This is a genomic window from Streptomyces sp. R33 (assembly GCF_041200175.1).
Lineage (GTDB): Bacteria > Actinomycetota > Actinomycetes > Streptomycetales > Streptomycetaceae > Streptomyces > Streptomyces katrae_B.
Window position 1 is genome coordinate 4223945 of the sequence record NZ_CP165727.1, and the last position, 25671, is coordinate 4249615.

The 25671-nt window shown below is 72.4% G+C and carries 26 protein-coding genes; 15 read left to right on the plus strand and 11 right to left on the minus strand.

Going from position 1 to position 25671, the window contains the following annotated elements; genetic code table 11:
- Window positions 1-72 precede the first annotated feature (72 nt).
- From AB5J51_RS19260 to AB5J51_RS19270, 3 genes are read right to left on the minus strand one after another with little or no spacing between them, the layout of a single operon-like run.
- The gene (locus tag AB5J51_RS19260; RefSeq protein ID WP_133897354.1) at window positions 73-729 is read right to left on the minus strand and encodes a DUF5063 domain-containing protein; all 657 of its coding nucleotides are present in this window, start codon (window positions 727-729) and stop codon (window positions 73-75) included.
- Window positions 722-1321, minus strand: coding sequence for a recombination mediator RecR (gene recR / locus AB5J51_RS19265; protein ID WP_030152816.1), 600 nt, complete (start codon window positions 1319-1321; stop codon window positions 722-724). The genes AB5J51_RS19260 and recR overlap by 8 nt, the downstream gene beginning before the upstream one ends.
- A 36-nt stretch (window positions 1322-1357) precedes the next feature.
- Window positions 1358-1702 carry a YbaB/EbfC family nucleoid-associated protein gene (locus AB5J51_RS19270; RefSeq protein ID WP_078987490.1) on the minus strand — a complete coding sequence of 115 codons (345 nt, stop codon included), beginning with the start codon at window positions 1700-1702 and terminating at the stop codon, window positions 1358-1360.
- A 267-nt stretch (window positions 1703-1969) separates the two neighbouring features.
- Between AB5J51_RS19270 and AB5J51_RS19275 the strand changes: the two genes are divergently transcribed.
- A complete protein-coding gene (locus AB5J51_RS19275) occupies window positions 1970-2734 on the plus strand; it encodes an SLATT domain-containing protein (RefSeq protein WP_133897355.1) in 765 nt (254 codons plus the stop codon).
- 197 nt (window positions 2735-2931) lie between these two features.
- On the opposite strand, the gene AB5J51_RS19280 is transcribed toward AB5J51_RS19275, so the two are convergent.
- From AB5J51_RS19280 to AB5J51_RS19295, 4 genes are all read right to left on the minus strand, one after another.
- Entirely contained in the window at window positions 2932-3582 is a 651-nt protein-coding gene (locus AB5J51_RS19280; RefSeq protein ID WP_133897356.1) for a hypothetical protein, read from the minus strand.
- A gap of 153 nt (window positions 3583-3735) precedes the next feature.
- Window positions 3736-6237 (minus strand): glycosyltransferase, encoded by a 2502-nt coding sequence (locus tag AB5J51_RS19285; RefSeq protein WP_369778147.1) that lies wholly within the window; start codon window positions 6235-6237, stop codon window positions 3736-3738.
- Window positions 6234-6914, minus strand: a complete 681-nt coding sequence (locus AB5J51_RS19290; protein ID WP_053784965.1) for a GntR family transcriptional regulator — start codon at window positions 6912-6914, stop codon at window positions 6234-6236. The genes AB5J51_RS19285 and AB5J51_RS19290 overlap by 4 nt, the downstream gene beginning before the upstream one ends.
- A 119-nt stretch (window positions 6915-7033) precedes the next feature.
- A complete protein-coding gene (locus AB5J51_RS19295; RefSeq protein WP_369778148.1) occupies window positions 7034-8416 on the minus strand; it encodes an aspartate aminotransferase family protein in 1383 nt (460 codons plus the stop codon).
- Window positions 8417-8615: 199 nt separating this feature from the next.
- Here AB5J51_RS19295 and AB5J51_RS19300 point away from each other — a divergent pair, with 199 nt between their 5' ends.
- The 4 genes from AB5J51_RS19300 (at window position 8616) to AB5J51_RS19315 (ending at window position 10848) form a co-directional block, all read left to right on the plus strand.
- A complete protein-coding gene (locus AB5J51_RS19300; protein ID WP_053784967.1) occupies window positions 8616-9245 on the plus strand; it encodes a DJ-1/PfpI family protein in 630 nt (209 codons plus the stop codon).
- The gene (locus AB5J51_RS19305; protein ID WP_369778150.1) at window positions 9238-9714 is read left to right on the plus strand and encodes a MarR family winged helix-turn-helix transcriptional regulator; all 477 of its coding nucleotides are present in this window, start codon (window positions 9238-9240) and stop codon (window positions 9712-9714) included. The genes AB5J51_RS19300 and AB5J51_RS19305 overlap by 8 nt, the downstream gene beginning before the upstream one ends.
- A 112-nt stretch (window positions 9715-9826) precedes the next feature.
- A complete protein-coding gene (locus AB5J51_RS19310) occupies window positions 9827-10240 on the plus strand; it encodes a nuclear transport factor 2 family protein (RefSeq protein WP_369778151.1) in 414 nt (137 codons plus the stop codon).
- Window positions 10241-10245: 5 nt separating this feature from the next.
- A complete protein-coding gene (locus AB5J51_RS19315; RefSeq protein WP_369778152.1) occupies window positions 10246-10848 on the plus strand; it encodes a LysE family translocator in 603 nt (200 codons plus the stop codon).
- 88 nt (window positions 10849-10936) lie between these two features.
- Here the strand turns inward: AB5J51_RS19315 and AB5J51_RS19320 are convergent, their stop codons facing one another.
- Window positions 10937-11470, minus strand: a complete 534-nt coding sequence (locus AB5J51_RS19320; RefSeq protein ID WP_234382700.1) for an HIT family protein — start codon at window positions 11468-11470, stop codon at window positions 10937-10939.
- Between the two features lie 337 nt (window positions 11471-11807).
- Between AB5J51_RS19320 and AB5J51_RS19325 the strand changes: the two genes are divergently transcribed.
- The 7 genes from AB5J51_RS19325 to AB5J51_RS19355 all read left to right on the plus strand — a co-directional run bounded on the left by AB5J51_RS19325 (window position 11808) and on the right by AB5J51_RS19355 (window position 19366).
- On the plus strand, window positions 11808-12728 hold the full coding sequence (locus AB5J51_RS19325; protein ID WP_324616761.1) for an alpha/beta hydrolase: 921 nt from the start codon (window positions 11808-11810) through the stop codon (window positions 12726-12728).
- Window positions 12721-13950: an acyltransferase gene (locus AB5J51_RS19330; protein ID WP_369778153.1), complete on the plus strand. Its 1230-nt coding sequence runs from the start codon at window positions 12721-12723 to the stop codon at window positions 13948-13950. The genes AB5J51_RS19325 and AB5J51_RS19330 overlap by 8 nt, the downstream gene beginning before the upstream one ends.
- Window positions 13951-13960: 10 nt before the next feature.
- Window positions 13961-15334, plus strand: a complete 1374-nt coding sequence (locus AB5J51_RS19335; protein ID WP_369778154.1) for a sensor histidine kinase — start codon at window positions 13961-13963, stop codon at window positions 15332-15334.
- A complete protein-coding gene (locus tag AB5J51_RS19340; protein ID WP_053789580.1) occupies window positions 15331-16011 on the plus strand; it encodes a response regulator transcription factor in 681 nt (226 codons plus the stop codon). The genes AB5J51_RS19335 and AB5J51_RS19340 overlap by 4 nt, the downstream gene beginning before the upstream one ends.
- A gap of 87 nt (window positions 16012-16098) precedes the next feature.
- A complete protein-coding gene (locus AB5J51_RS19345; protein WP_369778155.1) occupies window positions 16099-17460 on the plus strand; it encodes a sensor histidine kinase in 1362 nt (453 codons plus the stop codon).
- Window positions 17457-18116 (plus strand): response regulator transcription factor, encoded by a 660-nt coding sequence (locus AB5J51_RS19350; RefSeq protein ID WP_053789582.1) that lies wholly within the window; start codon window positions 17457-17459, stop codon window positions 18114-18116. Before AB5J51_RS19345 ends, AB5J51_RS19350 begins: the two co-directional genes overlap by 4 nt.
- A gap of 53 nt (window positions 18117-18169) precedes the next feature.
- Complete coding sequence (locus tag AB5J51_RS19355) at window positions 18170-19366, plus strand: cytochrome P450 (protein ID WP_053789583.1); 1197 nt, start codon at window positions 18170-18172, stop codon at window positions 19364-19366.
- A 65-nt stretch (window positions 19367-19431) separates the two neighbouring features.
- Here the strand turns inward: AB5J51_RS19355 and AB5J51_RS19360 are convergent, their stop codons facing one another.
- On the minus strand, window positions 19432-21006 hold the full coding sequence (locus tag AB5J51_RS19360; protein WP_369778156.1) for an ABC transporter permease: 1575 nt from the start codon (window positions 21004-21006) through the stop codon (window positions 19432-19434).
- Window positions 21003-21986 (minus strand): ABC transporter ATP-binding protein, encoded by a 984-nt coding sequence (locus AB5J51_RS19365; RefSeq protein WP_133897365.1) that lies wholly within the window; start codon window positions 21984-21986, stop codon window positions 21003-21005. Before AB5J51_RS19365 ends, AB5J51_RS19360 begins: the two co-directional genes overlap by 4 nt.
- A 75-nt stretch (window positions 21987-22061) precedes the next feature.
- Here AB5J51_RS19365 and AB5J51_RS19370 point away from each other — a divergent pair, with 75 nt between their 5' ends.
- On the plus strand, window positions 22062-22562 hold the full coding sequence (locus tag AB5J51_RS19370; protein ID WP_053789586.1) for a GbsR/MarR family transcriptional regulator: 501 nt from the start codon (window positions 22062-22064) through the stop codon (window positions 22560-22562).
- Between the two features lie 51 nt (window positions 22563-22613).
- Here AB5J51_RS19370 and AB5J51_RS19375 read toward each other — a convergent pair whose 3' ends face one another.
- Window positions 22614-23408 (minus strand): hypothetical protein, encoded by a 795-nt coding sequence (locus tag AB5J51_RS19375; RefSeq protein ID WP_053789587.1) that lies wholly within the window; start codon window positions 23406-23408, stop codon window positions 22614-22616.
- A 184-nt stretch (window positions 23409-23592) separates the two neighbouring features.
- Between AB5J51_RS19375 and AB5J51_RS19380 the strand changes: the two genes are divergently transcribed.
- Window positions 23593-24876, plus strand: coding sequence for an adenylosuccinate synthase (locus AB5J51_RS19380; RefSeq protein WP_030299184.1), 1284 nt, complete (start codon window positions 23593-23595; stop codon window positions 24874-24876).
- 237 nt (window positions 24877-25113) lie between these two features.
- Window positions 25114-25611, plus strand: coding sequence for a DUF4232 domain-containing protein (locus AB5J51_RS19385; protein WP_369778157.1), 498 nt, complete (start codon window positions 25114-25116; stop codon window positions 25609-25611).
- The last annotated feature ends 60 nt before the right edge of the window (window positions 25612-25671 follow it).

Genomic DNA, 25671 nt, shown 5'->3' on the forward strand with positions numbered 1-25671 from the left:
TCCGACCGCTTCGTACCACATCATGAGACGAACAGATCAAAGTCCGGGTTCCCCGCCTGCCCGCCGGGTTCCCTACTTCCCGTGCACGCCCAGCCGTGCACCGATTTCCTCGGCCATCACCCGTCCGGCCTGCTCGGCGAGATCGTCCTCGGCCAGGTCCTCGTCGGTGTCCAGTCCGTCCAGGGCCTCCAGCGGCTGGTTCAGGCGTACGTGCGCCACCAGCGACTGCAGGGCCCGCAGGGTGGCCGAGGCCGTCGGGCCCCAGTTGGTGAAGTAGGAGAACTGCCACCACCACAGCGCCTCGGTCGTCCGGCCCGCGCGGTAGTGCCCCAGCCCGTGCCGCAGGTCCGCCACCACGTCGGCCAGATCGTCGGAGATCCGGTGCGCGACCGGGGCCTTGCGCGGCTCGTAGGGGTCGAAGACCTCGGAGTACACGTCGACCGGCTCCAGCATGTACGCGAACCGCTCCCGCAGCTCCTCCACGTCCGGCTCCGGGCCGAGGTCGGGCTCGTAGCGCTCGTCGGGCAGGACGTCCTGGTACGCGCCCAGCCGGCCGCCCGCCAGCAGCAGCTGGGACACCTCCAGCAGGAGGAAGGGCACCGCGCTGTCCGGGTCCTCGCCCTTGGCCACCTCGGTGACCGCGACGATGAACGACTCGATCTGGTCCGCGATCTGGACGGCGAAGTCGTCCGGATCCTGGCCCAAGGCGTGCAGCGTTGCGTCAGACATCGAGAAGTCGCCTTCCTTCAAAGGCCCGCCCGAGCGTGACCTCGTCCGCGTACTCCAGATCTCCCCCGACGGGGAGCCCGCTGGCCAGGCGGGTGACCTTCAGGCCCATGGGCTTGATCATGCGGGCGAGGTAGGTGGCGGTCGCCTCGCCCTCCAGGTTCGGGTCGGTGGCGAGGATCAGCTCGGTCACCTCGCCGTCCGCCAGGCGCGCCAGCAGCTCGCGGATGCGCAGGTCGTCCGGTCCGACGCCCTCGATCGGGCTGATCGCGCCACCGAGGACGTGGTACCTGCCCCGGAACTCGCGGGTCCGCTCGATCGCGACGACGTCCTTCGGCTCCTCGACCACGCAGATGACCGTGGTGTCGCGGCGCGGATCGCGGCAGATGTTGCACCGCTCCTCCTGCGCCACGTTCCCGCACACGGCGCAGAACCGGACCTTGTCCTTCACCTCGAGCAGCGCGTGCGCGAGGCGGCGGACGTCGGTGGGCTCGGCCTGCAGGATGTGGAAGGCGATCCGCTGCGCGCTCTTGGGCCCGACGCCGGGCAGCCTGCCCAGTTCGTCGATCAGGTCCTGGACCACGCCTTCGTACACGGACTGCCTTCTTTCGGTAGGGGTGGGATGGAGGGACTAGAACGGGAGGCCGGGGATGCCGCTGCCGCCGCCCAGGCCCTGGGCCAGCGGGCCCAGCTTCTCCTGCTGCAGCGCCTGGGCGTTCTCGTTGGCCGCCTGGACCGCCGCGACGACGAGGTCGGCAAGGGTTTCGGTGTCTTCCGGGTCCACCGCCTTCGGGTCGATCACCAGCGCACGCAGCTCACCGGAACCGGTGACGGTCGCCTTCACCAGGCCGCCGCCGGCCTGGCCCTCGACCTCGGCCTGCGCAAGGGCTTCCTGCGCTGCGGCGAGGTCCTGCTGCATCTTCTGGGCCTGCTGGAGCAGCTGCTGCATGTTGGGCTGGCCACCACCGGGAATCACAGGTCACTCACTCCGTCACGTCGGTCCAAGACTGGGTCAGCTTGGTCAATCCGAGCCTACGTGCTCCCCGCGCGGCGCGCCCTACGCCGTGAGGACCAACTCTTTCGAGTGAGAGACGGGGCGTGCGCGTACCTGATGGAGACCTCCTTGCGGGCGGAAAACCGGGGATTCGTCGCCCATCGGCCGCCATTCGAAGGTAGGAAGAGCATGCGCATCATTGCGCACACGCGCACCACCACACGTCAGCGCAGGCAGAGGGAGTGCCGGGTGAGCCAGCCGGAGATGCAGCCCGAGGGGCCACCCCGGGATCCCCGGGAGCCCCGGGACTCCCGGGAGGAGGGCAGCGGACCGATGGCGGCGGGCGATCTGACCGGCGGACCGTTCCCCCTCGGGGACTGGGGCGAGCCGGCCGAGCGGCTGGACGAGCTCTACCGGCGGGTCGAGGCCGATGCGCTGCGCACCGCGGAGTGGTACTTGTCCGACCGCGCGTGGAAGCGCCGGGGCGCACGGATCCTGCGGGTCGGCGCGGCGGCGGGGGCGATCGCCGGTGCCTCGATGCCGCTGCTGGCGCTCACGGGGTCCGCTCCGGGCGCGATGCCGTACGGCTACCTCTCGCTGCTGCTGGCCGCGGCGTGCCTGGCCTGCGACCGGTTCTTCGGCCTGACGTCGGGCTGGATGCGGGACGTCGCCACGGCGCAGGCGGTGCAGCGCCGTCTCCAGACGCTCCAGTTCGACTGGGCCTCGGAGAACGTACGGGAGGTCCTGGGCCCCACGGAGGGCACGGCGAGCGAGGCGGCGGAGCGGTGCCTCACCGTGCTGCGCCGCTTCTCGGAGGACGTGACGGAGCTGGTGCGGTCCGAGACCGCGGAGTGGATGGTGGAGTTCTCCTCGGGTCCGGCGCCGCTGGTCATGCAGTCGCTCGGCGCCCCGTCGTCCCGGGCCGATGCCGGCCTCCCCCCGACCCGCTTCCCCCTCCCCCCGGGCACCCGCCCCAACATGCCCCGCCAACGCCCCCCGGAACAGCCCCGCTGACGCCAATCCAGCCCCGCCGGCGTTTGAGGCGCGGGGGTCCGGGGGCAGCGCCCCCGGACCCCCGTGGCAGCGCCCCCGCAACGGCGCCGCACCCGGACCCGGGGTCCGGGGCCCTGCCCCCGGATACGGAGAAAGGGCGGGGGGAGAAGGCCCCGCGCAGCGGAACCCGGCACCCCCCGCCCCGCCGGCATGGGCGCTCAGCTGAAGATGATCATCGAGCCCTGCCCCAGGCTCCGCGTCGCAGCCGCATGCAGCCCCAGCCAGACGTGCCGCTCCCGCGCAAAGGGACTCTCGTCGTAAGGAATCGGCCCCGCCGGCTCCTCCAGCGACGTGGCCCGCCCCGGCGCCACCGGCGCCACCGGCGGATTCCCCGGGTCGATCCCGATCGCCGGCGCCACCACCATCAGCTCCCGCAGCAGCCCCTGCGCCGACCCCAGCGGCCCGCCCCCGGCCAACAGCTCCTCGTTCGCCAGCGGAACCGCAAAGTCCACCGGCACGTACGCCCCTGCGTGGTCGTAGTGCCACACCAGATGCGACTGCTGCGCCGTGGGCTCGAACATCTCCAGCAGCTGCTCGTAGTCCCCGCCCAGCTCGTCCACCGGCGTCACCGGCAGCCCGCAGATCTGCAGCAGGTACGCCCGCCGCAGGAAGTGCAGGGCGTCGTAGTCGAAGCCGGCGACGGGGGCCACGTCCCCGCTCAGACCCGGCATGTACGCGAACACGGGCACGGACGGCAGCCCCGCCTCGCCCAGCGCCTTGTCGTACGAGGCGATCTCTTCCGCGAAGGGGTTGTCGGGGCTGTGGCACAGCACGTCGACAAGGGGGACCAGCCACAGGTCACAGGCCACGCGGGCTCCGATCAGTCGTTGTCGCCGATCCGGCCAGCGTAGTGCGCCGAACACCCTCCGCGAAGGGCTGCGCAGAACCTGGGGCGGAACCCTTGGCGAACCTGCGGCGGAGCAGTGGCCGCGACCAGGCGGAACCCGCGCCGCAGCCGCCCGCTACACCTGCCCCGGGCCCACCCTCCAGACCCACACGTCGTGCACCTTCTCCGGCTGCCGCCCGACCAGCTCGCTGATCATGTCCCGCAGCTCGATCCCCCGGTCCTGGAACGGCAGGACGACCGCGCCCGCCTTCCAGAACTCCAGGTCCTGCCGGGCCTGCTCCCGCCACTGCGGGGTGATCTCCGGCGGCTGCGCCCCGTACCGGACGTCCCGCAGGAGGTTCGAGAGGTGCCGCGGGGTGGCCCCGTAGATGCCGATCCGGTCGGGCCCCCACGGGCCGTTGTAGTAACCGCCGGCCAGCCGGAAGCCGAAGCCGGCCTCGACCTGCCAGTGCAGCGCGTCCGCCTGCCCCGGGTCGGGCAGCGGTACCGGAACGAGTGCCTCGCCGTCCTTGACGTAGCCCTTCCACGCGCCCGAGGCGATGAACGCCGGCACCGGCGCCCGCTCCCGTACGGCCAGCGGCAGCGGCAGCACCGGGATCAGCGCGGCCGCCACCCCGAGCAGGCCGAGCGTGCGCAGCTCGCGCGGCCGGACCCGTACGATCCGGTCCAGCGCGAGCGCGAGCAGCACGCCCAGCACCGGGGCGCACACCATCGCCACGCGCCCCTCGATCACCGACTCGAACAGCGGCAGCTCGACCATCAGACGCCACGGCCCCGGCAGCACCACGTCCGTCCGCGGCACGGGCACCCAGGGCCCGAGGGACAGCGCCAGCGCCACGACACCCGTGATCGCGAGCGCGCGGACGACCTTGCGCTGCCACATCCACACGCACACGGCCACGCCGAAGGCGAGCAGCGGCCACCCGTAGAAGGCGTTCTGCTCGGTGGTGTTCAGCGAGAGCCGGCCCGCCGTCTCGGCGTCGCCGAAGAGGGAGCGGGCGGCGTACTCGACCAGGGCGCGCGGGCTGTTCCCGGCGTTGTCCCCGTGCAGGACCGAGTGGTAGCTCTGCGGGCCGAAGAACTGCCAGTACAGCGGGAAGACCAGCAGCGGCACGCAGACGCCCGCGGCGATGACCAGGCCGAGGCCCAGCGGCCGCGCGGCCTCGAGAGCGCGCTGGCGGTCGACCAGCAGGTACGCCAGCGAGAAGACCAGCATGCCGAGCGCGGCGATGAGCAGCGGCTCCTCGCCCAGGAAGATCTGGTACGTCGCGAACAGGCCCAGCAGGACACCGTCCCGGACCACGTTGCGACCTTGATTCCGCCCCTCGCACAGGCGCAGGGCCCGGTCGATGATCAGCGGGATCATGAACAGGACGACGAAGTTCGGGTGGCCGTTGGCGTGCGAGACCATCGGCGGCGCGAACGCGGCGAGCGCCCCGCCCGCGGCGGCGGCCCAGCGGCTGTGCACGAACCGGCGGCGGATCAGCCAGTACCAGGTCCAGGCGCTGGCGGCCATGCCGAGCGTGAGGACCAGCGCGAACGTGACGGTCTCCCCGAACAGGAGCGTGACCGGGATCAGCGGGACGGTCAGGCCGAGCATGGTCGCGTTGGCCATCAGGTTCACGCCCTCGGGCATGCCCTGGGCGGTGGTGAAGAGCGGATTGCGCAGGTGGGTGATGTTGTCGGTGGCGACGCCGACGAACCACTCCCACTGGTTCTGGTCCTGGAGCGCGTCCTTGAGGTAGCGCCCGTCGAGGTCCGCCCACAGGCCGTGGAAAACGTAGACGGAGAGGGCGAGGAAGACGGCGGCGACGGCGAGGCCGCCGGCGTTCAGCCGGAACAGCTCCACGAGCGCCCGGCGCCGGTCGCCGGGGGTCCGGCGGGGGGCCGCAGGGCGCGTCGTACGGCGTACCGGCACCTCGGCGACCTGCCAGCCCTGGCGGCGCATCCAGCGCAGCACCTCGGCGTCGACGGCCGGGCCGTCGAGGACGCAGGCGCCGAAGGCGGCGCGCGCCCGGTCCCCGTCGAACAGGGCGAAGCCGCAGGTGTCGGCGCGGAATCCCGGTACCCCGGGCATGCCCAGGGCGCGGACCAGGCGGTTTCCCGTCCGGCCGAGGACGGCGGCCGGGGGCTCGCCGCCGCTCTGGTTCTCCTGGTTCGCCTGGTTGTCCTGGTCGTCCCGGCTGTCCTGGCCGTCCTGGCCGTCCTGGCCCAGCGCCTGCTCCAGCCGGTCCAGCTCGGCCAGGGGCGTCGTGAGCCCGGCGCCGGTCAGCAGCACCCGTTCCCCGGCGCAGGCCAGTACTCCGGCACGCAGCGCCGCTCCCCTGCCGCGGTGGTCCTCGGAGCGGACCAGCCGGATCCGGGGCTCCTCGGCGGCCGCGGCCCGGACGACGGAGGCAGTGCCGTCGGCGGAGCCGTCGTCGACGACGACGAGCTCCCAGTCGCCGGGTCCGGTGCCGAGTCGGGCGTCGAGGTGCTCGCGGACGGCGTCGAGGGTCGCGCCGATCCGGTGCTCGTCTTCGTGGGCGGGGATGACGACGGAGAGCCCGACGGCGCCCAGCCAGGCGGTGGCCGCTCCGGTGCCGGCGGTGTCGCCGGCCGCTGCCGGGCCGCTCATGCGCCGGCCGCCTTCAGGCCCGCGGCCCAGTCCAGTCCGTGCTGGTTGTACGCGTACACGAGGCTGCGTACCTCGTCCGCGTCGGCGCGGGTCACCGCGTCGACCAGTTCGTTGTGCCCGGACCACAGTCCGGTGTGGAGATCCGGGGCCGCCTTCAGGTGCGGTACGGCGAAGACCCAGCACTGCACCCGGATCCGGTGCAGGAACTCCGAGATGTACGTGTTGCCGACCAGCCCGCTCAGCTCCCTCCAGAAGCGCAGGTCGTAGCCGATCAGCACTTCGAGCGAGCCGCTCTGCGCGGCCCGGCACGCCTCCTCGGCACGACGGCGCACCGACACCAGCATTTCGCCGGAGCCGGGCGCGGTGCCGCGCTCGACGAGCCGCCGGAAGATCCCGTCCACGATGAGCGTACGGGCCTCGATCATCCCCCGGTAGTCGTCCACGGTGTAGACACGCACGCGGAAACCCCGGTGCTGGACCGATTCCAGCAGCCCCTGGGCCGAGAGGTCGACGAGTGCCTCGCGTACGGGGGTCGCGGAGACCTCGTACTGCTCGGCGATCTGCTTGACCGTGAACTCGGTGCCCGGTGGCAGGCGTCCCGCGAGCACCTCGTCACGCAGCGCGTCCGCGATCTGCTGGCGAAGTGTGTTGCGGGTGACAGCTCCGCTGCCTGGCATAGGGGTCCGTCTCCTTAAGTGAACTTCGGACACCTTAGGCCAGGCAGCGCGGCTGAAACCGATCGAACGCGGACCGTTCGCGGACCGTTGGCGGACCGTTGCCGGTCAGCTGCCTCCGCTCACGCGGACGTGGTGTGCCGGTCCGCGACCGTCAGTGCCTCGTCCAGCAGGGCCAGGCCCTCCTTGGCCTCGGCCTCCGTGATGGTGCACGGCGGGACGACGTGCGTCCGGTTCATGTTCACGAAGGGCCACAGGCCGGAGGCCTTGCAGGCCGCCGCGAATTCGGCCATCGGCGCGTTGTCGGCGCCCGCCGCGTTGTACGGGACGAGCGGCTCGCGCGTCTCCTTGTCCCGTACGAGCTCCAGGGCCCAGAACGCGCCCAGGCCGCGGACCTCCCCGACCGACGGGTGCCGCTCGGCGATCTCGGCGAGCGCCGGCCCGATCACGTTCTCGCCGAGGTGCGCGGCGTGCTCGACGACGCCCTCCTCCTCCATGGCGTTGATCGTCGCCACGGCGGCCGCGCAGGCCAGGGGGTGGCCGGAGTACGTCAGACCGCCCGGGTACGGGCGCGTGGCGAACGTCTCGGCGATGGCGCCGGAGATGGCGACGCCGCCGAGCGGCACGTACCCGCTGTTCACGCCCTTGGCGAAGGTGATCAGGTCGGGGATGACGTCCCAGTGCTGGGCGGCGAACCACTTGCCGGTCCGGCCGAAGCCGGACATGACCTCGTCGAGGATGAAGACGATGCCGTGGCGGTCGCAGAGCTCGCGCACGCCCGCGAGGTAGCCGGCGGGCGGGGTCATGATCCCGGCGGTGCCGGGCACGCTCTCCAGGATGATCGCGGCGATGGTCGCCGGCCCCTCGAAGGCGATGGTGTCGGCGAGGTGCGCGAGGGCCCGCTCGCACTCCTCGGCCTCGGTGGCGGCGTGGAACGGCGAGCGGTAGAGGAACGGGCCCCAGAAGTGCACGACCCCGGCGGCGGCCGTGTCGGAGGGCCAGCGGCGCGGGTCGCCGGTCAGGTTGATCGCCGCGGCGGTGGCCCCGTGGTAGGAGCGGTACGTGGAGAGCACCTTCTGGCGGCCGGTGTGCAGCCGGGCCATCCGTACGGCGTTCTCGACGGCCTCGGCGCCGCCGTTGGTGAAGAAGACCTTGTCCAGGTCGCCCGGGGTCCGCTCGGCGATGAGGCGTGCGGCCTCGGAGCGGACGTCGACGGCGAAGCCGGGCGCGAGGGTGCAGAGCCGGGCGGCCTGCTCCTGGATCGCGGCGACGACCTTGGGGTGCTGGTGGCCGATGTTGGTGTTCACCAGCTGGGAGGAGAAGTCGAGGAAGCGGTTGCCCTCGTAGTCCCAGAAGTACGACCCCTCGGCCCCGGCGACGGCGAGCGGGTCGATCAGGGCCTGGGCGGACCAGGAGTGGAAGACGTGGGCGCGGTCGGCGGCCTTGACGGCCGCGCCGTCGGCGCGGGAGGTGCCGGAGGCGTCGGAGGCGACGTGAGGGGTCATGCGGCCACGCTAAAAGTGCGCAGGTGGGAAGGGATATCGGCGGACTGTATGGGGGTGGGGGCCCGGTCTCGGCAGTCTGTCTGCACGTGTCTGCACGGAAGGCGGTGATCGACAGGTGATGACGAGTAATTGACAGCACACTGTCGACATGTCAGTCTGCTGTCATGCCCGATGAAGTGCAGACGGAGGAGGCGACGAGATGACCACTCCCACCACCAAGCCGGTCCACCTGGCGGTCTACGACACGTACGCGGACTGGGAGACCGGGCACACCACGGCACATCTGGCCCAGCGCGGCCACCAGGTCCGTACGGTCGGCTTCGCCGCCGGGACGCCGGTCACCACCATGGGCGGCGTCCGCATCCAGCCCGACCTGGCCCTCGCGGACCTCTCCCCCGCGGACTCCTCGCTCCTCGTCCTGGCCGGCGCCTCGCTCTGGGACTCCGGCGACGACCTGGCCCCCTTCGCGGCCAAGGCCCGCGAGTTCCTGGCGGCCGGGGTCCCGGTCGCGGCCATCTGCGGGGCCACGGCAGGTCTCGCCCGGGAGGGCCTGCTCGACGCCCGCGCCCACACCAGCGCGGCCGCCATGTACCTGGCGCACCAGCCGGGCTACGCGGGCGCCGAGCGGTACGTCGAGGCCGACGCGGTGACCGACGGCGACCTCATCACGGCGGGCCCGACGGAACCGGTGGCCTTCGCCCGGGAGGTCTTCGCCCGGCTGGACGTCTACGAGCCGGATGTCCTGGACGCCTGGTACCGCCTGTTCCACGACTCGGACGCGAGCGCGTTCCCGGTGCTGATGGCGGCTGCGGAGCGCGGCGATGCCTGATCCCCTGCCTTCCGCTTCGTCGGTACGGGCCCGGCAGGACCTGCTGAGCCGGACCGCGCTCGGGGTGTTCGGGCTGAACGGCCGGTTCCTCGCGCTCTCGGAGGAACTGGCCCGGCCGGCCGGGCTGACCGCGGCCTGGTGGCAGGTGCTCGGCGCGGTGCTCCAGGAGCCCCTGCCGGTGGCGGGCATCGCCCGGGTCATGGGCATCACCCGGCAGAGCGTCCAGCGCATCGCGGACCTGCTGGCGGCCAAGGGTCTCGCGGAGTACGTCCCGAACCCGGCCCACCGCCGCGCGAAACTGCTCCGCCCGACGGAGGAGGGCCGCGCCGCGGTCGCCCGCATCACCCCGGCCCACGCCGCCCTGGCCGCCCGACTGACCGATGAACTGGGCGAGGCCGCCTTCGCGGAGACGGTCGAGGTCCTGGACCGTCTCACGAGGGCCCTGGACACGCTGCTGGCCGACGCGTGATGAGCGGCGGCGGCACGCGGCGCGCGGCCGCCGCCCCTCGGATTGTGTCGAGGTCAATAATCCTGCAGGCAAAGCTTGTTGCCCCCGACGGCCCCACCGCACACTGCCCCCCATGGAGCCGCTGACCGTGATAACTCGACTGTGGGAGCGGATAGACGCCCGCGACTGGCCCGCCGTATCCCGTTTCATCGCCGAAGACGCAGTCATCGAATGGCCCGTCAGCGGCGAACGCATCGTCGGCCGGGACAACTTCATCGCCGTGAACAGCGACGAGGCTTACACGGACGAGAGATCAGTCGAACTCCTGCGCATCCTCGCGGACGGGGACGTCGTCGTCACCGAGGTCGAGATCCGCCAGGAGCACGTCGTCTACCGCGCCGTGTCCCTGTGGACCGTCCAGGACGGAGAGATCGTCGGCGCCCGCGAGTACTGGACCAGCCCCGGCCAGGACCCGGCCCCCCGCTGGCGCGCGGCCCTCGTCGAACCGCTCGCGCAGCATCTGGCGGAGCACCCGGTGGCAGACTGAGCCGCGTGCTCACGCAACTCCTGACCGCGACCGGCGTCCTGGCACTGCTCACCCTCGTCCCCGGCCCCGACATGGCCGTCGTGACGAAGCGCGCGGTCTCCCGCGGCCGCGCCGACGGGCTGCGCACCGTCGCCGGGATCGCCGCCGGGCTCCTCCTGTGGGGCGCCCTCACCGTCGCCGGACTCGCCGCGCTGCTCGCCGCCTCGGCCGAGGTGTACCTGGCGGTGAAGCTCGCGGGTGCCGCATACCTCTGCTTCCTCGGCGTCCAGTCCCTGCGCCGGCCCGGCGCGGAGCCGGCCCCCGTACGCGGCTCCGCGGGCAGCGCCTGGCGGACGGGCCTGGTCAGCAACGCCCTCAACCCGAAGATCGCCGTCTTCTACACCGGCCTGCTGCCCGCCCTCGCCCCGTCCGGCCTCCGGCCGGCCACCGGCATGGCGCTGCTCGTCCTGATCCACCTCGTCCTGACGGTGGCCTGGCTCGGCACGTACGTGTACGTCCTCTCGCGCGCCCGGCGCTTCTTCGCCCGGCCGCGCGTCCGCCGCGCCCTGGACCGGGCGACGGGCGTGGTCCTGATCGGCTTCGGCATCCGCGTGGCGACGACGCCGTAGCAGCCGTGGTACCCGGGGCGCAGGGGCGGTGCGGGGGTTGAGGCTCGGCGCTCGGCGGTTGGGGGTCGGGACTCGGGACTCGGGGGCGTCAGCCCTCGCCCAGCCGGTCCAGCTCCTCCCCGATGGCGACGCGCAGAGCGTCGTGCCGGTCCGCCAGCTCGTACCGGCTCCCCCTCCAGTACTCCTCCTGCCCGTACAGCCACACCGGCATGCGGACCATGTCGGCGGGCTCCCACTCGTAACGCGGCCAGATGTGGGCGTGGAGGTACGGGTCGGTGTTGCCCAGGATCTCGATGTTCACCCGACGGAAGGCGGGGTCGAGGCGGCGGCAGGCCCGTTCGACGGCCTCGGCGAGGCGGTCCATGTCGGCGAGGTACGCCGTCCTGCGCGCCCGGGGGAGGTCGGAGAGCCGGGTCACCGACGGGTCGTCGGTCAGCAGGACCGCGTACCCGGGGAGGAACTGCCGGTCGCCGATCACGGCGAATCCCTGGTCGAGGCGGCGCAGGACGGTCGGGTTCTCGCCCCGATGCGCGCTGCCTATGCGGTCGTTGCGCCAGTCGGCGGGGCGACTGGCGTTGTGGTTCCCCTTGTTGCCGTGGTTGCGGTTGTTGTCGTTGGTCATCCCAGGGACCGTAGTCGACCGCCTGTGGGATACCGCCCGGGGGACGACCGCCCGCTGTGCCCGTGGCTCTCAGGTTTCCCTTGTCATACCTGAGAGCTATCCGCAAAGACGGCTCCCCAGCGGGACGCCGACGATGCCCCTCAATTCCTAACTTCGGAACCGGAGAAGACGCGGGGTCAGCCCCTCGCGAGTGCAGCCCCTCTGGACCGAGCGAAGGAAAAGGGACCCAGCCATGACCCGCCCCGCAGGACGCCGCGCAGGAGGCACAGCAGGTCGCCCCGCAGGTAGCACCGCAGGGGGCCGTGCCGGACGCCCCCGCGGCCGGCTGCTTCGCACCTTGCTCGCCGGCCTCGTCGCCGCGGCCGTCGTGCTCCCCGTGTCCGCCGCCGCCTCTCCCGATGTCCCCGCGCCCTCGCCCGTCGGCTTCGCCGAACACACCGCTCTCCCGGACCGGTACGACGGCAACCGCGCCAACCTCGCCGAGGCGGCCCGCATGGCGCAGGACGCCGGCCGCACGGGCCGCGCCGCGAAGCTGCGCGCCATGGAAGCCGACGGGACGGCCCGGTTCCTCGCCTTCGACGGCCGCGGCAAGGGGCGGGCCGTCGAGGTGCTCGGCGATCTGGAGACCGCTGACCGGGTCGCCGTCCTGGTGCCCGGTTCCGACACCACGCTGGACACCTACCAGAGGTTCCGTGCCGGAGCGGTCGCCCTGCAGCAGCGCCTCCGGGCCGAGCACCCGCGCTCCGCCGTGGTCGCCTGGCTCGGGTACGACACCCCGGGCACGGTCAGCACGACCGTCCTGAGCGCGGACCGGGCGGACGTGGCCGCCGCCGAACTGGGCCCCTTCCTCGATCGCCTGGGGCAGGACGCCGCCCCCGGTGCCCGGTTCTCGCTGCTGTGCCACTCGTACGGCTCCGTGGTCTGCGCCCGGACCGGCACCGGCCCCCAGGTCACCGACATCGCCCTGTTCGGCAGTCCCGGCACGGGCGCCGGATCCGCCGCCGAGCTGCCGACCGGCGCCCGGGTCTGGGCCGGGCGGGGCGGCGCCGACTGGATCGGCCATGTCCCCCATGTCCGCGTGGGCGGGGTCGGCTTCGGCACCGACCCCGTCGACCCCGCCTTCGGAGCCCGGCCCTTCGAGGCCGGCCCCGGCGGGCACAGCGACTACCTCAAGCCCGGCACCGCGTCCCTCGACAGCCTGACCCGCATCGCCTTGGCCACCGCCGCCCCGACCACCCCGGAGGTACCCCGTGCGTGAGCTCCGCGCCCGCTGGTCCGTCCTCGCGGACCGCATCGACGCCGGCACACCGCCCGGCCGGGACCGCACGGTGGACGCGCTGCGGGCCTTCGCCATCCTCGGCGTGGTGCTGGGCCACTGGCTGGTGACCGCCCTGACCACCGCCGACGGGGGCCTGAGCACCACCAGTCCCCTGGCCCATCTGCCGTGGCTGGCGCCGGTGTCCTGGCTGTTCCAGACACTGGCCGTGTTCTTCCTGGTCGGCGGCCATGTCGCCGCCCGCGGCCATGCCTCGGCGCGCGAGCGCGGGGTCCCGTACGGGGCCTGGGTCGGGCAGCGGCTGTCCCGGCTGTTCCGGCCGGTCGCCGCGGTGCTCGCCCTCTGGTCCGTCACGGCGGGCGGGATGCTGCTCGGCGGGGCGGAGCTGAGCACCGTCCAGACACTGGTCAAGCTCGTCCTCTCCCCCCTCTGGTTCCTCCTCGTCTTCGCCGTGCTCACCGCCGCCACCCCGCTCGTGGTCCGGCTCAGTCCGCTGTGGCCGCTGGCGGTGGTGGCGGGCGTGGACGTGTGGCGGTTCGGCTTCGGCGGGCCGGAGTGGATCGGCGGGGTCAATGTCGCCGCCGGCTGGCTCGTCCCCTACACCCTCGGCGCCGCCTGGTCCCGCGGTGCGTTCGCCCGCCGCACCCCGGCCGCGCTGCTGGTGGGCGGGGGCGCGGCCGCGACCTTCGGGCTCGTCCTGTGGGGCGGGTATCCGGCGTCCATGGTCGGTGTCCCCGGGGCCCCGATATCGAACCTGAACCCGCCGACGCTGGCCGCCGTCGCGTTCGGCCTGGCCCAGTGCGGGCTGGCCCTGCTGCTCCGCGGGCCGCTGGACCGGGCCATGCGGCGGCCCAGGGCCTGGGCGAAGGTGGCCCTGATGAACCTCTCCGCGATGACGGTCTTCCTGTGGCACCAGACCGCGATGATGGCCGTCACCGCCCTGGGCCTGCTGGCCCCCGCCGATCTGCCCGGGCTGCACACCGTGCCCGACTCTGTGCAGTGGATAGCCGCCCGGCTGCTGTGGCTACCGGTGTTCGCCGCCGCGCTGGGCGTCTGCTGGGCCGCGTTCCGTACGTACGAGCAGGCCAGGCGGCCGAAGCGAAGCGCCTCCTCCCGCCCGGTCACGGGCTCCCGGACGGTTCCGGGCCCCGGGACGGCGCCCCGGTCCCGGGTGACATCCGAGGAGGTGATCAACCATGCCTAGGGTGGACGGCGTGAACGAGCAGAGCGAGCCGTCGGCCGCGTCCGCAGGCCGAGGCCCGGGTCCGGGCGCGGTCAAAGCCCTGGCGCGGGACCCGCAGGGCGGCCGAGTCCCCGCGCCTCGGGGCGGGTTGCTGCGAGCCGTCGGTCAGGACCTGCTCACCCTGGAGTGGGACCCGCTGCCCAAGATGTCCCGGCCGCGTTGGCTGAACCGGCTGCCGCACCTCGCGGTCGGCTATGTCGCCCTCTTCTTCGGTTTCCTCACCACGGAGCAGATGGGCGACCACTACCACGTCACCGGCGGTCCACCGCTGGTGGCGGCGCTCCTGACCGGCGCCTCCATCATGCTCGCGATGTTCCGGCCGATCGCCGGCTGGTGGCTCGGCCTGCTGGCAGGCGGGCTGAGCGCTTGGCTGATCCACGCCAACGTCGGTGCGGGACAGACCTGGCCCTGGACGGGCGGAGGGCTGATCGCCTTCGCACCGGTGCTGCTGCTGGTCGCCCTGCGCGTGCCGCCGCGGGTGACCGTCGCGGTCGTCGGTGTCCCCGTCGTCCTCACCGGTCTGGCCGAGGTGTTCTGGAAGCCGGAGCACGGCCAGAGCAGCGTCCTGGTGGCGCTTCCCCTCTACGGGTTCGCGGGCATCCTCGGGTACGCCCTGCGGGCCACGCGCCTGGCCCGCGGGAAGCTCGTCGAGCAGGAAACGCTCACCGAGGAGGAGCGCGCCCAGCGCACCCTGCTGGAGGAGCGCAACCGGATCGCCCGCGAGCTGCACGACGTCGTCGCCCACCACATGTCGGTGATCTCCATCCAGGCCCAGGTCGCCCCGCACCTGGTGGAGAACCCCTCCGCGGAGCTCAAGGAGAACCTGGCCGGCATTCGGGAGAACGCCCTGGAGGCGCTGACGGAACTGCGCCGGGTGCTGGGCGTGCTGCGCTCCGAGCAGCCGGACGATCCGGCGAACCCGCACCATCCGCAGCCCACCCTCGCCGAACTGGACGGCCTGGTGGACAACGTGCGCAGCGCCGGGCTGGCCGTCACCACCGAGATCGCGGGCATCCGGCGGGCGCTCGCCCCGGGCGTCGAGCTCACCGCGTACCGGATCGTGCAGGAGGCGCTGAGCAACTGCCTGCGCCATGCGCCCGGTTCGCGGGTGGAGGTCGGCATCGCGTACGGGCCGCGCGAGCTGCACCTGTGCATCGCCAACAGCGCACCGACCCGGCCCGCCCCGCCCTCGCAGGGCGCCGGGCACGGTCTGCTGGGGATGCGGGAGCGGGCGGGCATGCTGGGGGGCGAGCTCGCCTCCGGTCCGCGCCCCGGTGGCGGGTACGAGGTGAGCGCCGTGCTCCCCATGGATCCCGAGACGAAGAAGGACGAACAGGAAGCATGAGCACTCCGGCCGACCCGATCAGGGTGATGATCGCCGACGACCAGATGATGGTCCGGCAGGGCTTCACCGTCCTCCTCAACGCCCAGCCCGACATCGAGGTCGTCGGCCAGGCCGTGGACGGCGCCGATGCGGTGGCGAAGGTCGCAGAACTCGGCCCGGACGTGGTCCTGATGGACATCCGCATGCCCGGGATGGGCGGCATCGAGGCGACCTCCGTCATCACGGCGGCCCCGGACGCCACCGTCAAGGTGCTGGTACTGACCACCTTCGACCTCGACGAGTACGTGTACGAGGCGCTGCGCGCCGGGGCCTCCGGGTTCCTCCTGAAGGACGCGTCGGCCGACCAGCTCGCCGAGGCGGTCCGGGTGGTGGCGGCCGGCGAGGCGCTGCTCTCGCCGAACATCACCAAGCGGCTGATCACGGAGTTCTCCCGGATGGGGGCGCCGCGGGCGCCCTCGAGGGCGCGGATCGACGAGCTGACCGAGCGGGAGACCGAGGTGCTGTCGCTGATCGCCCAGGGCCTGTCCAACGCGGAGATCGCCGGGCACCTCGTCGTGGCCGAGCAGACCGTGAAGACCCATGTGGGGCGGATCCTGGTGAAGCTGGGCCTGCGGGACCGCACCCAGGCCGCGGTGTTCGCGTACGAGACGGGTCTGGTCCGTCCGACGGGCTACTGAGTAGCCGGGGTAGTACCTGAGAGGGAGGCGGGGATATCCCCTTCAGCGGCGACGCGGACGAGGGGGCGGCCGACCTACGGTGTGTGCATGACCGAGACGACATCCCGGGCGACCCCCCGGACACCCGAGTTCCGGATGGCCTCCGGCCTGTTCCAGAGTCTGCGCCAGGATCTGATCACGGACGCCTTCGCGTACCGGCCGCTGCCGCAGATGCGCACCGACGGGCCGGTGACGCGGCGGCTGCCGGAGCGGATACGGCCGTCGCTGGCCCATCTGCCGCATGCGGTCGTGGGTTTCCTGGCGTTCCTCGTGGTGATGCTCACGTCCGCCAGCGCCGGCGAGTTCGTCGCACCGAGCAGCTCGCTCGTGATGGGGCTGATCGCGGCCACGCCGGTGCTGATGACCCTGGTGCGGCCGGTGGGGGCGTTCTGGGCGGCCGGGGTCGTCACCGGGGTGCTCGCGGTGGTCGGCTCCAACAACGACGTGTGGCCCTGGTCGCCGGGTGCCTTCGCCTCCTACTTCGTCACGGTGACCATCGCGGCGATGCGCACCAGGCCCCGGGCGGCCGGCTGGATGTGGCTGATCACCCTGGGGATCGGGCTCGCGATACCGGTCGTGCTCGGCCGGGGGGAGCCCGTCGAGATCATGCCGATGGCCTTCCTCCTGGCGGTCTCCCTGCTGGTGGTCACCGTCCGCAACATCCGCCGGGAGGCGGAGCAGGAGGTCAGTGCGCAGCAGGAGGTGACGGCCGTCGAGCGGGACCGGCGGACGCTGCTGGAGGAGCGGACGACGATCGCGCGGGAGCTGCACGACGTGGTGGCACACCACATGTCGGTGGTGGCGATCCAGGCCGAGGCCGCGCCGTACCGGGTGAAGAATCCGCCGCCGGAGCTGGAGGCGGCGTTCGTCACCATCCGGGAGAACGCGGTGGCGGCGCTGACGGAACTGCGCCGGGTGCTGGGTGTGGTGCGCTCCGCGGACTACGAGGCGCCGGACGCCCCGCAGCCGACGCTGGCCTCGCTGGACGGGCTGCTGGCCAATGTGCGGGAGGCCGGGCTGAGCGTGGAGAAGACGGTCACGGGTGCGGTGCGGGAGCTGCCGCCGGGCGTCGAGCTGTCGGCGTACCGGATCATCCAGGAGGCACTGAGCAACACCCTGCGCCACGCGCCGGGGGCGGCCGCCTCGGTCGAGGTCTCGTACGTGCTGGGCGGGTTGGGCATACGGGTCGTCAATGCGGCGGCGACCGGGGGCGTGCGGCCCTCGCCGGGCGCCGGGCACGGGATCACCGGGATGCGGGAGCGGGTGGCCATGCTGGAGGGGGAGATGACGGCCGGGGCGACCGCGGCGGGCGGGTACGAGGTGGCGGTGTTCATACCGGCGCGCGGACGGCAGGACGGTGCGCAGGAGCCGGCGCAGGAATCGGGGCACGAATCGGGGCGGTCGGCATGACGATCAGGGTCCTGATCGTCGACGACCAGATGATGGTCCGGGAGGGCTTCTCCGTCCTGCTGAACGCGATGGACGGCATCGAGGTGGTCGGCGAGGCGGTGGACGGCCGCGAGGCCATCGCCCAGGTGGCGGCGCTGCGGCCGGACGTGGTCCTGATGGACATCCGGATGCCGGTGATGAACGGGCTGGAGGCGACCCGGGAGATCGTGGCCTCCGAGACGGACGCGAAGGTGCTGGTCCTGACGACCTTCGACCTCGACGAGTACGTGTACCAGGCCCTGCGGGCCGGGGCCTCCGGGTTCCTGCTCAAGGACGCCTCGGCCCGGCAGCTGGCCGACGGGGTGCGGGTGGTGGCGTCCGGTGAGGCGCTGCTGGCGCCCACGGTCACCAAGCGGCTGATCCTCGAGTTCTCGAAGCTCTCGACCCCGCCGAAGCTCGCGGATCCGGCGGGGGTCGGGGAACTGACGGAGCGGGAGACGGAGGTGCTGGTGCTGATCGCGCAGGGACTGTCCAACGCGGAGATAGCGGACCGCCTCATCGTCGCGGAGTCCACGATCAAGACGCACGTGAGCCGGATCCTGGTGAAACTGGGCCTGCGCGACCGCACCCAGGCCGCGGTCTTCGCCTACGAGACCCGGCTGGTGACTCCGGCGTGAGCAACATGACGACGGGTCACATTTCGTGCGGGGAGACGTCCTAGGCTTCGGGGATGGGCTTTGATCCGTGGGACGCCGCGTTTGTCGCCGATCCGTACCCCGCCTACCGGGAGCTCCGCGAGCAGGGCCGTGCCCTGTGGTTCGAAGCCACCGGGCAGTGGCTGGTGCCGCACCATGCCGACGTGAGTGCGCTGCTGCGCGACCGCCGGCTGGGCCGGACCTACCTGCACCGGTTCTCGCACGAGGAGTTCGGGCGCGAGGCTCCGCCCCCGGAGCACGAGCCCTTCCACGTCCTCAACGGGAACGGCCTGCTGGACCTGGAGGATCCCGCGCACGCACGCGTGCGGCGGCTGGTGTCCAAGGCGTTCACGCCGCGGACCGTGGAGCAGCTCGCCCCAGCCGTGGACCGGCTCGCCCGGGAGCTCGTCGGGCAGCTCCTGGCCGACGGGGGCGGGGACCTGCTCACCGTCGTCGCCGAGCCGCTGCCCGTGGCGGTGATCGCCGAGCTGCTCGGGGTGCCCGAGGCCGATCGGCCGCTGCTGCGGCCCTGGTCGGCGGACATCTGCGGGATGTACGAGCTCCGGCCGGACGAGGAGACCGCCCGGCGGGCGGTACGGGCGAGCGTGGAGTTCAGCGCCTATCTGCGCGAGCTGATCGCGGAGCGGCGCAAGGAGCCCGGCGAGGATTTGATCTCCGGGCTGATCGCCGCCCACGATGAGGAGGGCCGGCTCAGCGAGCAGGAGATGATCTCCACCTGCGTGCTCCTGCTGAACGCCGGCCACGAGGCCACCGTGAACACGACCGTCAACGGCTGGTGGACCCTTTTCCGGCACCCCGAGCAGCGCGCCTCGCTCGATTCCGAAAAGTTGTCCACAGCTGTGGATGAACTCATGCGCTACGACACACCCCTGCAGATGTTCGAGCGCTGGGTGCTGGACGACATCCGGATCGGTGACACGGTCATCCCCCGCGGAGCCGAGGTCGCGCTGCTCTTCGGGTCCGCGAACCGGGATCCCGCCCGGTTCGACGACCCCGACGCCCTGGACCTCGTACGGGCCGACAATCCGCATCTGAGCTTCGGGGCCGGGATCCACTACTGCCTGGGCGCTCCGCTCGCGCGACGTGAGCTGACCGCCTCGTTCGGGGCCCTGCTGGCGGACGGCGTCCCGCCCCTGAAGCTCGTACGGGAGCCCCGGTGGCGGGACGGATACGTCATCCGCGGTCTGGAAGAACTCCTCGTGGAGTTCTGAGTCCTGAGTCCTGAGTCCTGCGTTCTGAGTCCTGCGTTCTGCGTTCTGCGTTCTGACGGGCGCCCCTACGCGGCCAGGTCGCGGCGGCGCAGTGCCGTCAGGCCGGCCGCCAGCAGGGCCGCCGCCAGCGCGGTCAGCAGCAGCATCGGGGCCCAGGCCAGGGATTCCGCGCCCGGCAGCTTGGGCAGGTGGGCGAAGGGCGAGAGGTTCAGGACGGCCTGCGGGAGGTTCAGCGCCGGGCCGATCCAGCCCAGCGTCAGTGCGGCCCCGGCCACCGCCCAGGCGGCCACCGCGTACTTCGGGGCGGCGCCGTGCAGGAGGGCCGCGAGGGCGCCGATCACCCACACCGCCGGGAGTTGGGCCAGGCAGGCGCCCACCGCCGCGCCCACGTCCTGGCCGTGCCCGACGCCGAGCCCCAGCCCCGCCAGCAGCAGGATCAGCGCCGAGCCGCCGAACGCCACGGCCAGGTGGCCGCCGGCCCACCGCAGCCGGCCGACCGCGTTCGCGAGCAGCGGTTCGGCGCGCTGCCCCGACTCCTCCGCGCTCAGCCGCAGCACCGCCGAGACGATGTACAGGGCGGCGACCATGCCGAGCATCCCGGCCATCGTCGCGAGGAAGGCATCGGCGATACCGCTCTGCCCGCCCATCCGCTCGATGATCTCGCGGGTCCGTTCGTTGTCGCCGACCAGCTGCGTGGCCCCGTCCGTCATCCCGCCGAACACCACCCCGGCCGCCAGGAACCCGAGGCTCCAGCCGATCAGGCCGCCCCGCTGGAGCCGCCAGGCCAGCGCACCCGCGCTGCCGAGCCCGCCCTCCGCCGGGCCCGGCCGGGCCGGCAGGAAGCTCATGCCGAGGTCACGGCGGCCGGCCAGCGCATACGCCGCCGCCACCTGCACCGCCACGGCCGCCGCGAACAGGCCGAGCACCCACCAGCGTTCGGCCGCGAAGGCCCGCACGTGCTCCAGCCAGCCCAGCGGCGACAGCCAGGTCAGCGCGCTCTCACCGCCGGTGGTACCGGCGTCGCCGGCGGCGCGCAGCACGAACGCCGCGCCGATCAGTGCACCCGTGAGCCCCTTCGCGAGCCGCGCGCTCTCGGTGAGCTGCGCCGCGATGGCGGCCAGGGCCGCGAACAGCATCCCGGTGGCGCCGATGCCGAGCCCGAGGGCGAGCGCACCGCCCGCACCGCGCCCGGCGAGTCCCCCCGCCACCAGGAGCGCGGCCAGCGCATTGGCCGTCAGGGCCGCCAGCAGCGCGGCCGTCAGCGGCGCCCGGCGTCCCACCATCGCGGCGGAGAGCAGCTCCTGACGGCCCGTCTCCTCCTCCTCGCGGGTGTGCCGGACCACGACGGCCAGGCTCATGATCCCGGCGAGCACGCCGGCGAAGACCCCGCCGCGCCATGCGGTCAGGGCGCCGACCGAGTCGCCGAAGACCGGCCCGTACAGGGCGCGCAGCGAGCCGTTGGTGTTCATCGTGCCGAGCAGGCGGGCCCGTTCGCCGGCCGTCCCGTACACCGACTCCAGCGAGGCGGGCAGGCTGAGCACCAGCATCGCCACGACCATGATCCAGACCGGCATCATCACGCGGTCGCGGCGGAGCGCGAGCCGCAGCAGCGTCCCGGTGCCGGCCAGTTGGTCCTTCATCGCGACACGCCCGCCTTCACGTTCCCGCTCCCGCCGTTGCCGTGCACGTCGTCCGCGTAGTGCCGCAGGAAGAGCTCCTCGAGCGTGGGCGGCGTCGAGGTCAGCGACCGCACACCGGACTCGGCGAGCGAGCGCAGTACGGCGTCCAGCTTGTCCGTGTCGGCCTGGAGGCGGACCTTCAGCCCCTGGACCTCCACGTCGTACACGCCCGGCAGGTGCGCGATGCCGTTCGGCGGGCCGGCGAGCTCGGCGCTGATCGACGTACGGGTCAGGTGCCGCAGGTCGGCCAGGGTGCCCGTCTCCACCGTGCGGCCCTTGCGGATGATGCTGACCCGGTCGCAGAGGGCCTCGACCTCGCTGAGGATGTGCGAGCTGAGCAGGACGGTCCGCCCGGCGGCGCGCGCCTCGGCGACACAGCCCTGGAAGACCTCCTCCATCAGCGGGTCCAGGCCGGAGGTGGGCTCGTCGAGGATGAGCAGCTCGGCCTCGGAGGCGAAGGCGGCGACGAGCGCGACCTTCTGCCGGTTGCCCTTGGAGTACGTACGCCCCTTCTTGGTGGGGTCCAGCTCGAACCGCTCGACGAGCTCGGCGCGCCGGGCCCGGTCCAGGCCGCCCGCCCGTCGCCCGCCGCCACCCTGCCTGACGCGCTCCGCGCGGCTCCCTCGATGCAGGCGCCCGTAGAGGTCGATGACCTCGCCGCCGGAGAGGTTGCGCCACAGGGTGACGTCGCCGGGGACGTAGGCGACGCGGCGGTGCAGTTCCACGGCGTCGGCCCAGGGGTCGCCGCCGAGCAGCTCGGCGGTTCCGGAGTCGGCGCGCAGCAGGCCCAGCAGGACCCGGATGGCGGTGGACTTGCCGGCGCCGTTGGGGCCGAGGAAGCCGTGGACCTCGCCGGTGGCGACGGAGAGGTCGAGTCCGTCCAGTGCGTGGGTGCGGCCGAACGCCTTGTGCAGTCCGGCGACGGTGATTGCCTTCGTCATGATTCTGAACGTACGCTACTTTCACAAACTTGTGAAGCTAGGGAAACGTATAAAGTCAGGAGGGTGGCGGACGACATGGATGTACAGGCGCAGGCGCAGGACGTACGGAACGACGAGGCGGTCTCCCGCTTCGTGGAGCGGTTCGCCGCGCAGCTGACCGAGGCGGGAATGCAGCGGATGGCCTCGCGGGTCTTCGCGCAGCTGCTCGCGAGCGACAGCGGATCGATGACCTCGGCGGAGCTGAGCGAGGCGCTGCAGATCAGTCCGGCGGCGGTGTCGGGGGCCGTGGCGTACCTGACGCAGGTGACCATGGTCAGCCGGGAGCGCGAGCCGGGCTCGCGGCGGGACCGGTACGTGCTGCACAACGAGCTCTGGTACGAGACGTTCACCCGGCGGGACCAGGTGCTGACCCTCTTCGAGAAGACGCTGCGCGACGGGGTCGCCGGGCTGGGCGCGGACAGCCCGGCGGGGGTGCGGATGGCGGAGACGGCGGAGTTCTTCGAGTTCCTGCAGGGCGAGATGGCCGGGATGATGGACCGCTGGCGCGCCCACCGGGCCACCCTGAACCTGCCGTAGCCCGGGGCCGGGGGCCGGTGCCCCGGACTCCGGGCGGGGCCGGGTTCCGCGTCAGCGCGGCAGTGTCAGGGACCAGGCCGCCGGGCGGAGGGTCCAGGTGCGGCGCCGGACCGGGCCCGCCACCAGCGCGTCCGCCCGGTAGCGGAAGTCCGAGCCCGACACCGTCACCGAACCCGCCCTCGCCCGCAGCGAAGGCCCGCCGGCCAGCCGGACCGTCACCTCGGCCACACCGTCGGACGACACCGGCACCACCCGGAGGTCCTCCACCACCCGGTCCACGTCCACCAGGACCCGCCCGTCCACCTCCACCCGCAGCCGGTGCCCCGCCGCCGTCCCCGACGGGACCAGCGTCCGCACCAGCGAGCGGTACGCAGTCCAGACGGACGGCCGCGGTACCGCCCGGACGGGTGGAATCCGCAGATCCCCGAGCACCACCCCGTCGCTGTCGTCCACCAGCAGGTCCCGCATCCGCACGGCCCCGTCCAGCACCGACCGCGCCGCCGCCACCGCGGACAGCGGTACGCCCAGGGACCGGGCCAGCCCCAGCGAGCCCGCGGGGCCGACCGGGACCAGCGACAGGGCGCCCTCGCCCAGCCTCCGCTCCCGGTACAGCAGCCCCACGGCCCGGACCAGCGCACGGTCGTCGCCCACGATCACCGGCTGCCGATGACCCCGGCGGGCAAGTGCCCGCGCAAACTCCTCCTGCGAGTCCGGGAGGCAGATTTTCGCTGCCGCGCCCGCTGACAGAACATCCTTCGCGATCCGCACGGACTCGCCGTCAAGACGGCGGGCGACCGGGTCGACGAGCACGAGCAGGCCGCCTACCGGCGCGCCCGCATGGCTCATGGTGGGCTCTGGAGCCGACACCTCGGTCCTTCCTCGGGTAGCATCTTTGTGCAAGAGGCCCTTGCGCTATTGCGCCAGGGCCTTCGTCTATTCCGGGGTACCGGTCCGACGGCTCAGCCTGCGGTGTACATCGTCGTACGCCCCCTGACCTTGGACATGCCCCATCCGGAAGAGGTGTACGCCTGTGCCCGCTCTTGTGCTGCTCGGAGCTCAGTGGGGTGACGAGGGCAAGGGAAAGGCCACCGACCTGCTCGGTGGATCCGTTGATTATGTGGTGCGCTACCAGGGTGGCAACAACGCCGGCCACACGGTCGTCGTAGGCGACCAGAAGTACGCGCTGCACCTTCTCCCTTCCGGCATCCTCTCCCCCGGATGCACCCCTGTCATCGGCAACGGCGTCGTCGTCGACCCGGCCGTCCTGCTCTCCGAGCTGCGCGGTCTGAACGAGCGCGGCATCGACACCTCCAAGCTGCTGATCAGCGGTAACGCGCACCTGATCACGCCGTACAACGTCACCCTCGACAAGGTCGGCGAGCGCTTCCTCGGCAAGCGCAAGATCGGCACGACCGGCCGCGGCATCGGCCCGACGTACGCGGACAAGATCAACCGCATCGGCATCCGCGTCCAGGACCTGTACGACGAGTCGATCCTCACCCAGAAGGTCGAAGCGGCGCTCGAGGGCAAGAACCAGCTCCTCGCGAAGCTCTACAACCGCCGCGCCATCGAGGCCGCCGCGATCGTGGAGGAGATGCTCCAGTACGCGGAGCAGATCAAGCCGTACGTCGCCGACACCACGCTGATCCTCAACAACGCGCTCGACGAGGACAAGGTCGTGCTGTTCGAGGGCGGCCAGGGCACCCTGCTCGACGTCGACCACGGCACGTACCCCTTCGTCACGTCCTCCAACCCGACCGCCGGCGGCGCCTGCACCGGCACCGGCGTGGGCCCGACGAAGATCAGCCGTGTCATCGGCATCCTGAAGGCCTACACGACCCGCGTCGGCGCCGGCCCGTTCCCGACCGAGCTGTTCGACCAGGACGGCGAGGACCTGCGCCGCATCGGCGGCGAGCGCGGCGTGACCACCGGCCGCGACCGCCGCTGCGGCTGGTTCGACGCGCCGATCGCCCGTTATGCCACCCGCGTGAACGGTCTGACGGACTTCTTCCTCACCAAGCTGGACGTGCTGACCGGTTGGGAGCAGATCCCGGTCTGCGTCGCCTACGAGATCGACGGCAAGCGCGTCGAGGAGCTCCCGTACTCCCAGACGGACTTCCACCACGCGAAGCCGATCTACGAAAACCTCCCCGGCTGGTCCGAGGACATCACCAAGGCCAAGACGTTCGCGGACCTCCCGAAGAACGCCCAGGCGTACGTGAAGGCCCTCGAGGAGATGTCGGGCGCCCCGATCTCCGCGATCGGCGTCGGCCCCGGCCGTACCGAGACGATCGAGATCAACTCGTTCCTGTAGCAGCACCGCGGAGGGGCGGTGCGCCGGTGGCGCACCGCCCCTCCGGCGTGTCCGCCGCCGAAAGGCCGCGGGAGCCCCCGGCCGGTAAACTGGTGTCATCAGGCCCGCGCCGTTCAGCCGCGGGAGCGCACCGCTCGGTCAGACCTCCGCGAGGGTGCGCCCACTTCTCCCTCGACGGCATGCGCATCACTTCGCGCCGGTAGCGGGCAATTCCCTTAGCTGGCACAGGAGTTTGCCATGAGCAACGCCCTGCCCCGGGCGGCGGCCCTTGCTGCCGCAGCCCTCCTGACCACCACCGGCGCCTTGATGGGCGCCACCCAGGCGTCGGCCCTGCCGACGACCCCGACCTGCCGTGTGGCCGACCTGGAACTGGCCGTCGGCGAGCCGGACGCCACCGGTGAGTCGGTCAACTACCCGATCCTGTTCACCAACACCACAGGCAAGACCTGCGCGTTGCGCGGATACCCGGGCGTCAGCGTCACGGATGCCCGGCACCGCCAGATCGGCACTTCCGCGATCCGCACCGGCGAGCCGATCAGTACGGTGTTCCTCGGCCCCGACGACACCGTGACCGCAATCATGCGCACCAACAGCCCGGACGTGGCGCCGAAGTGCCGGCCCAAGTCGACCTACGTCAAGGTCTACCCGCCCAACAGCGGCGTGGCCGAGGAGATCCACTACAACCTGAGGGTGTGCGGAATGTTCGAGATAAGCCCGGTGGAGGCTTCGGACTGAGTGCCGCCCGCACAGCTGCACCGAAGAGGCGGTGCACCGAAAGGGCGGTGCACCGTACGG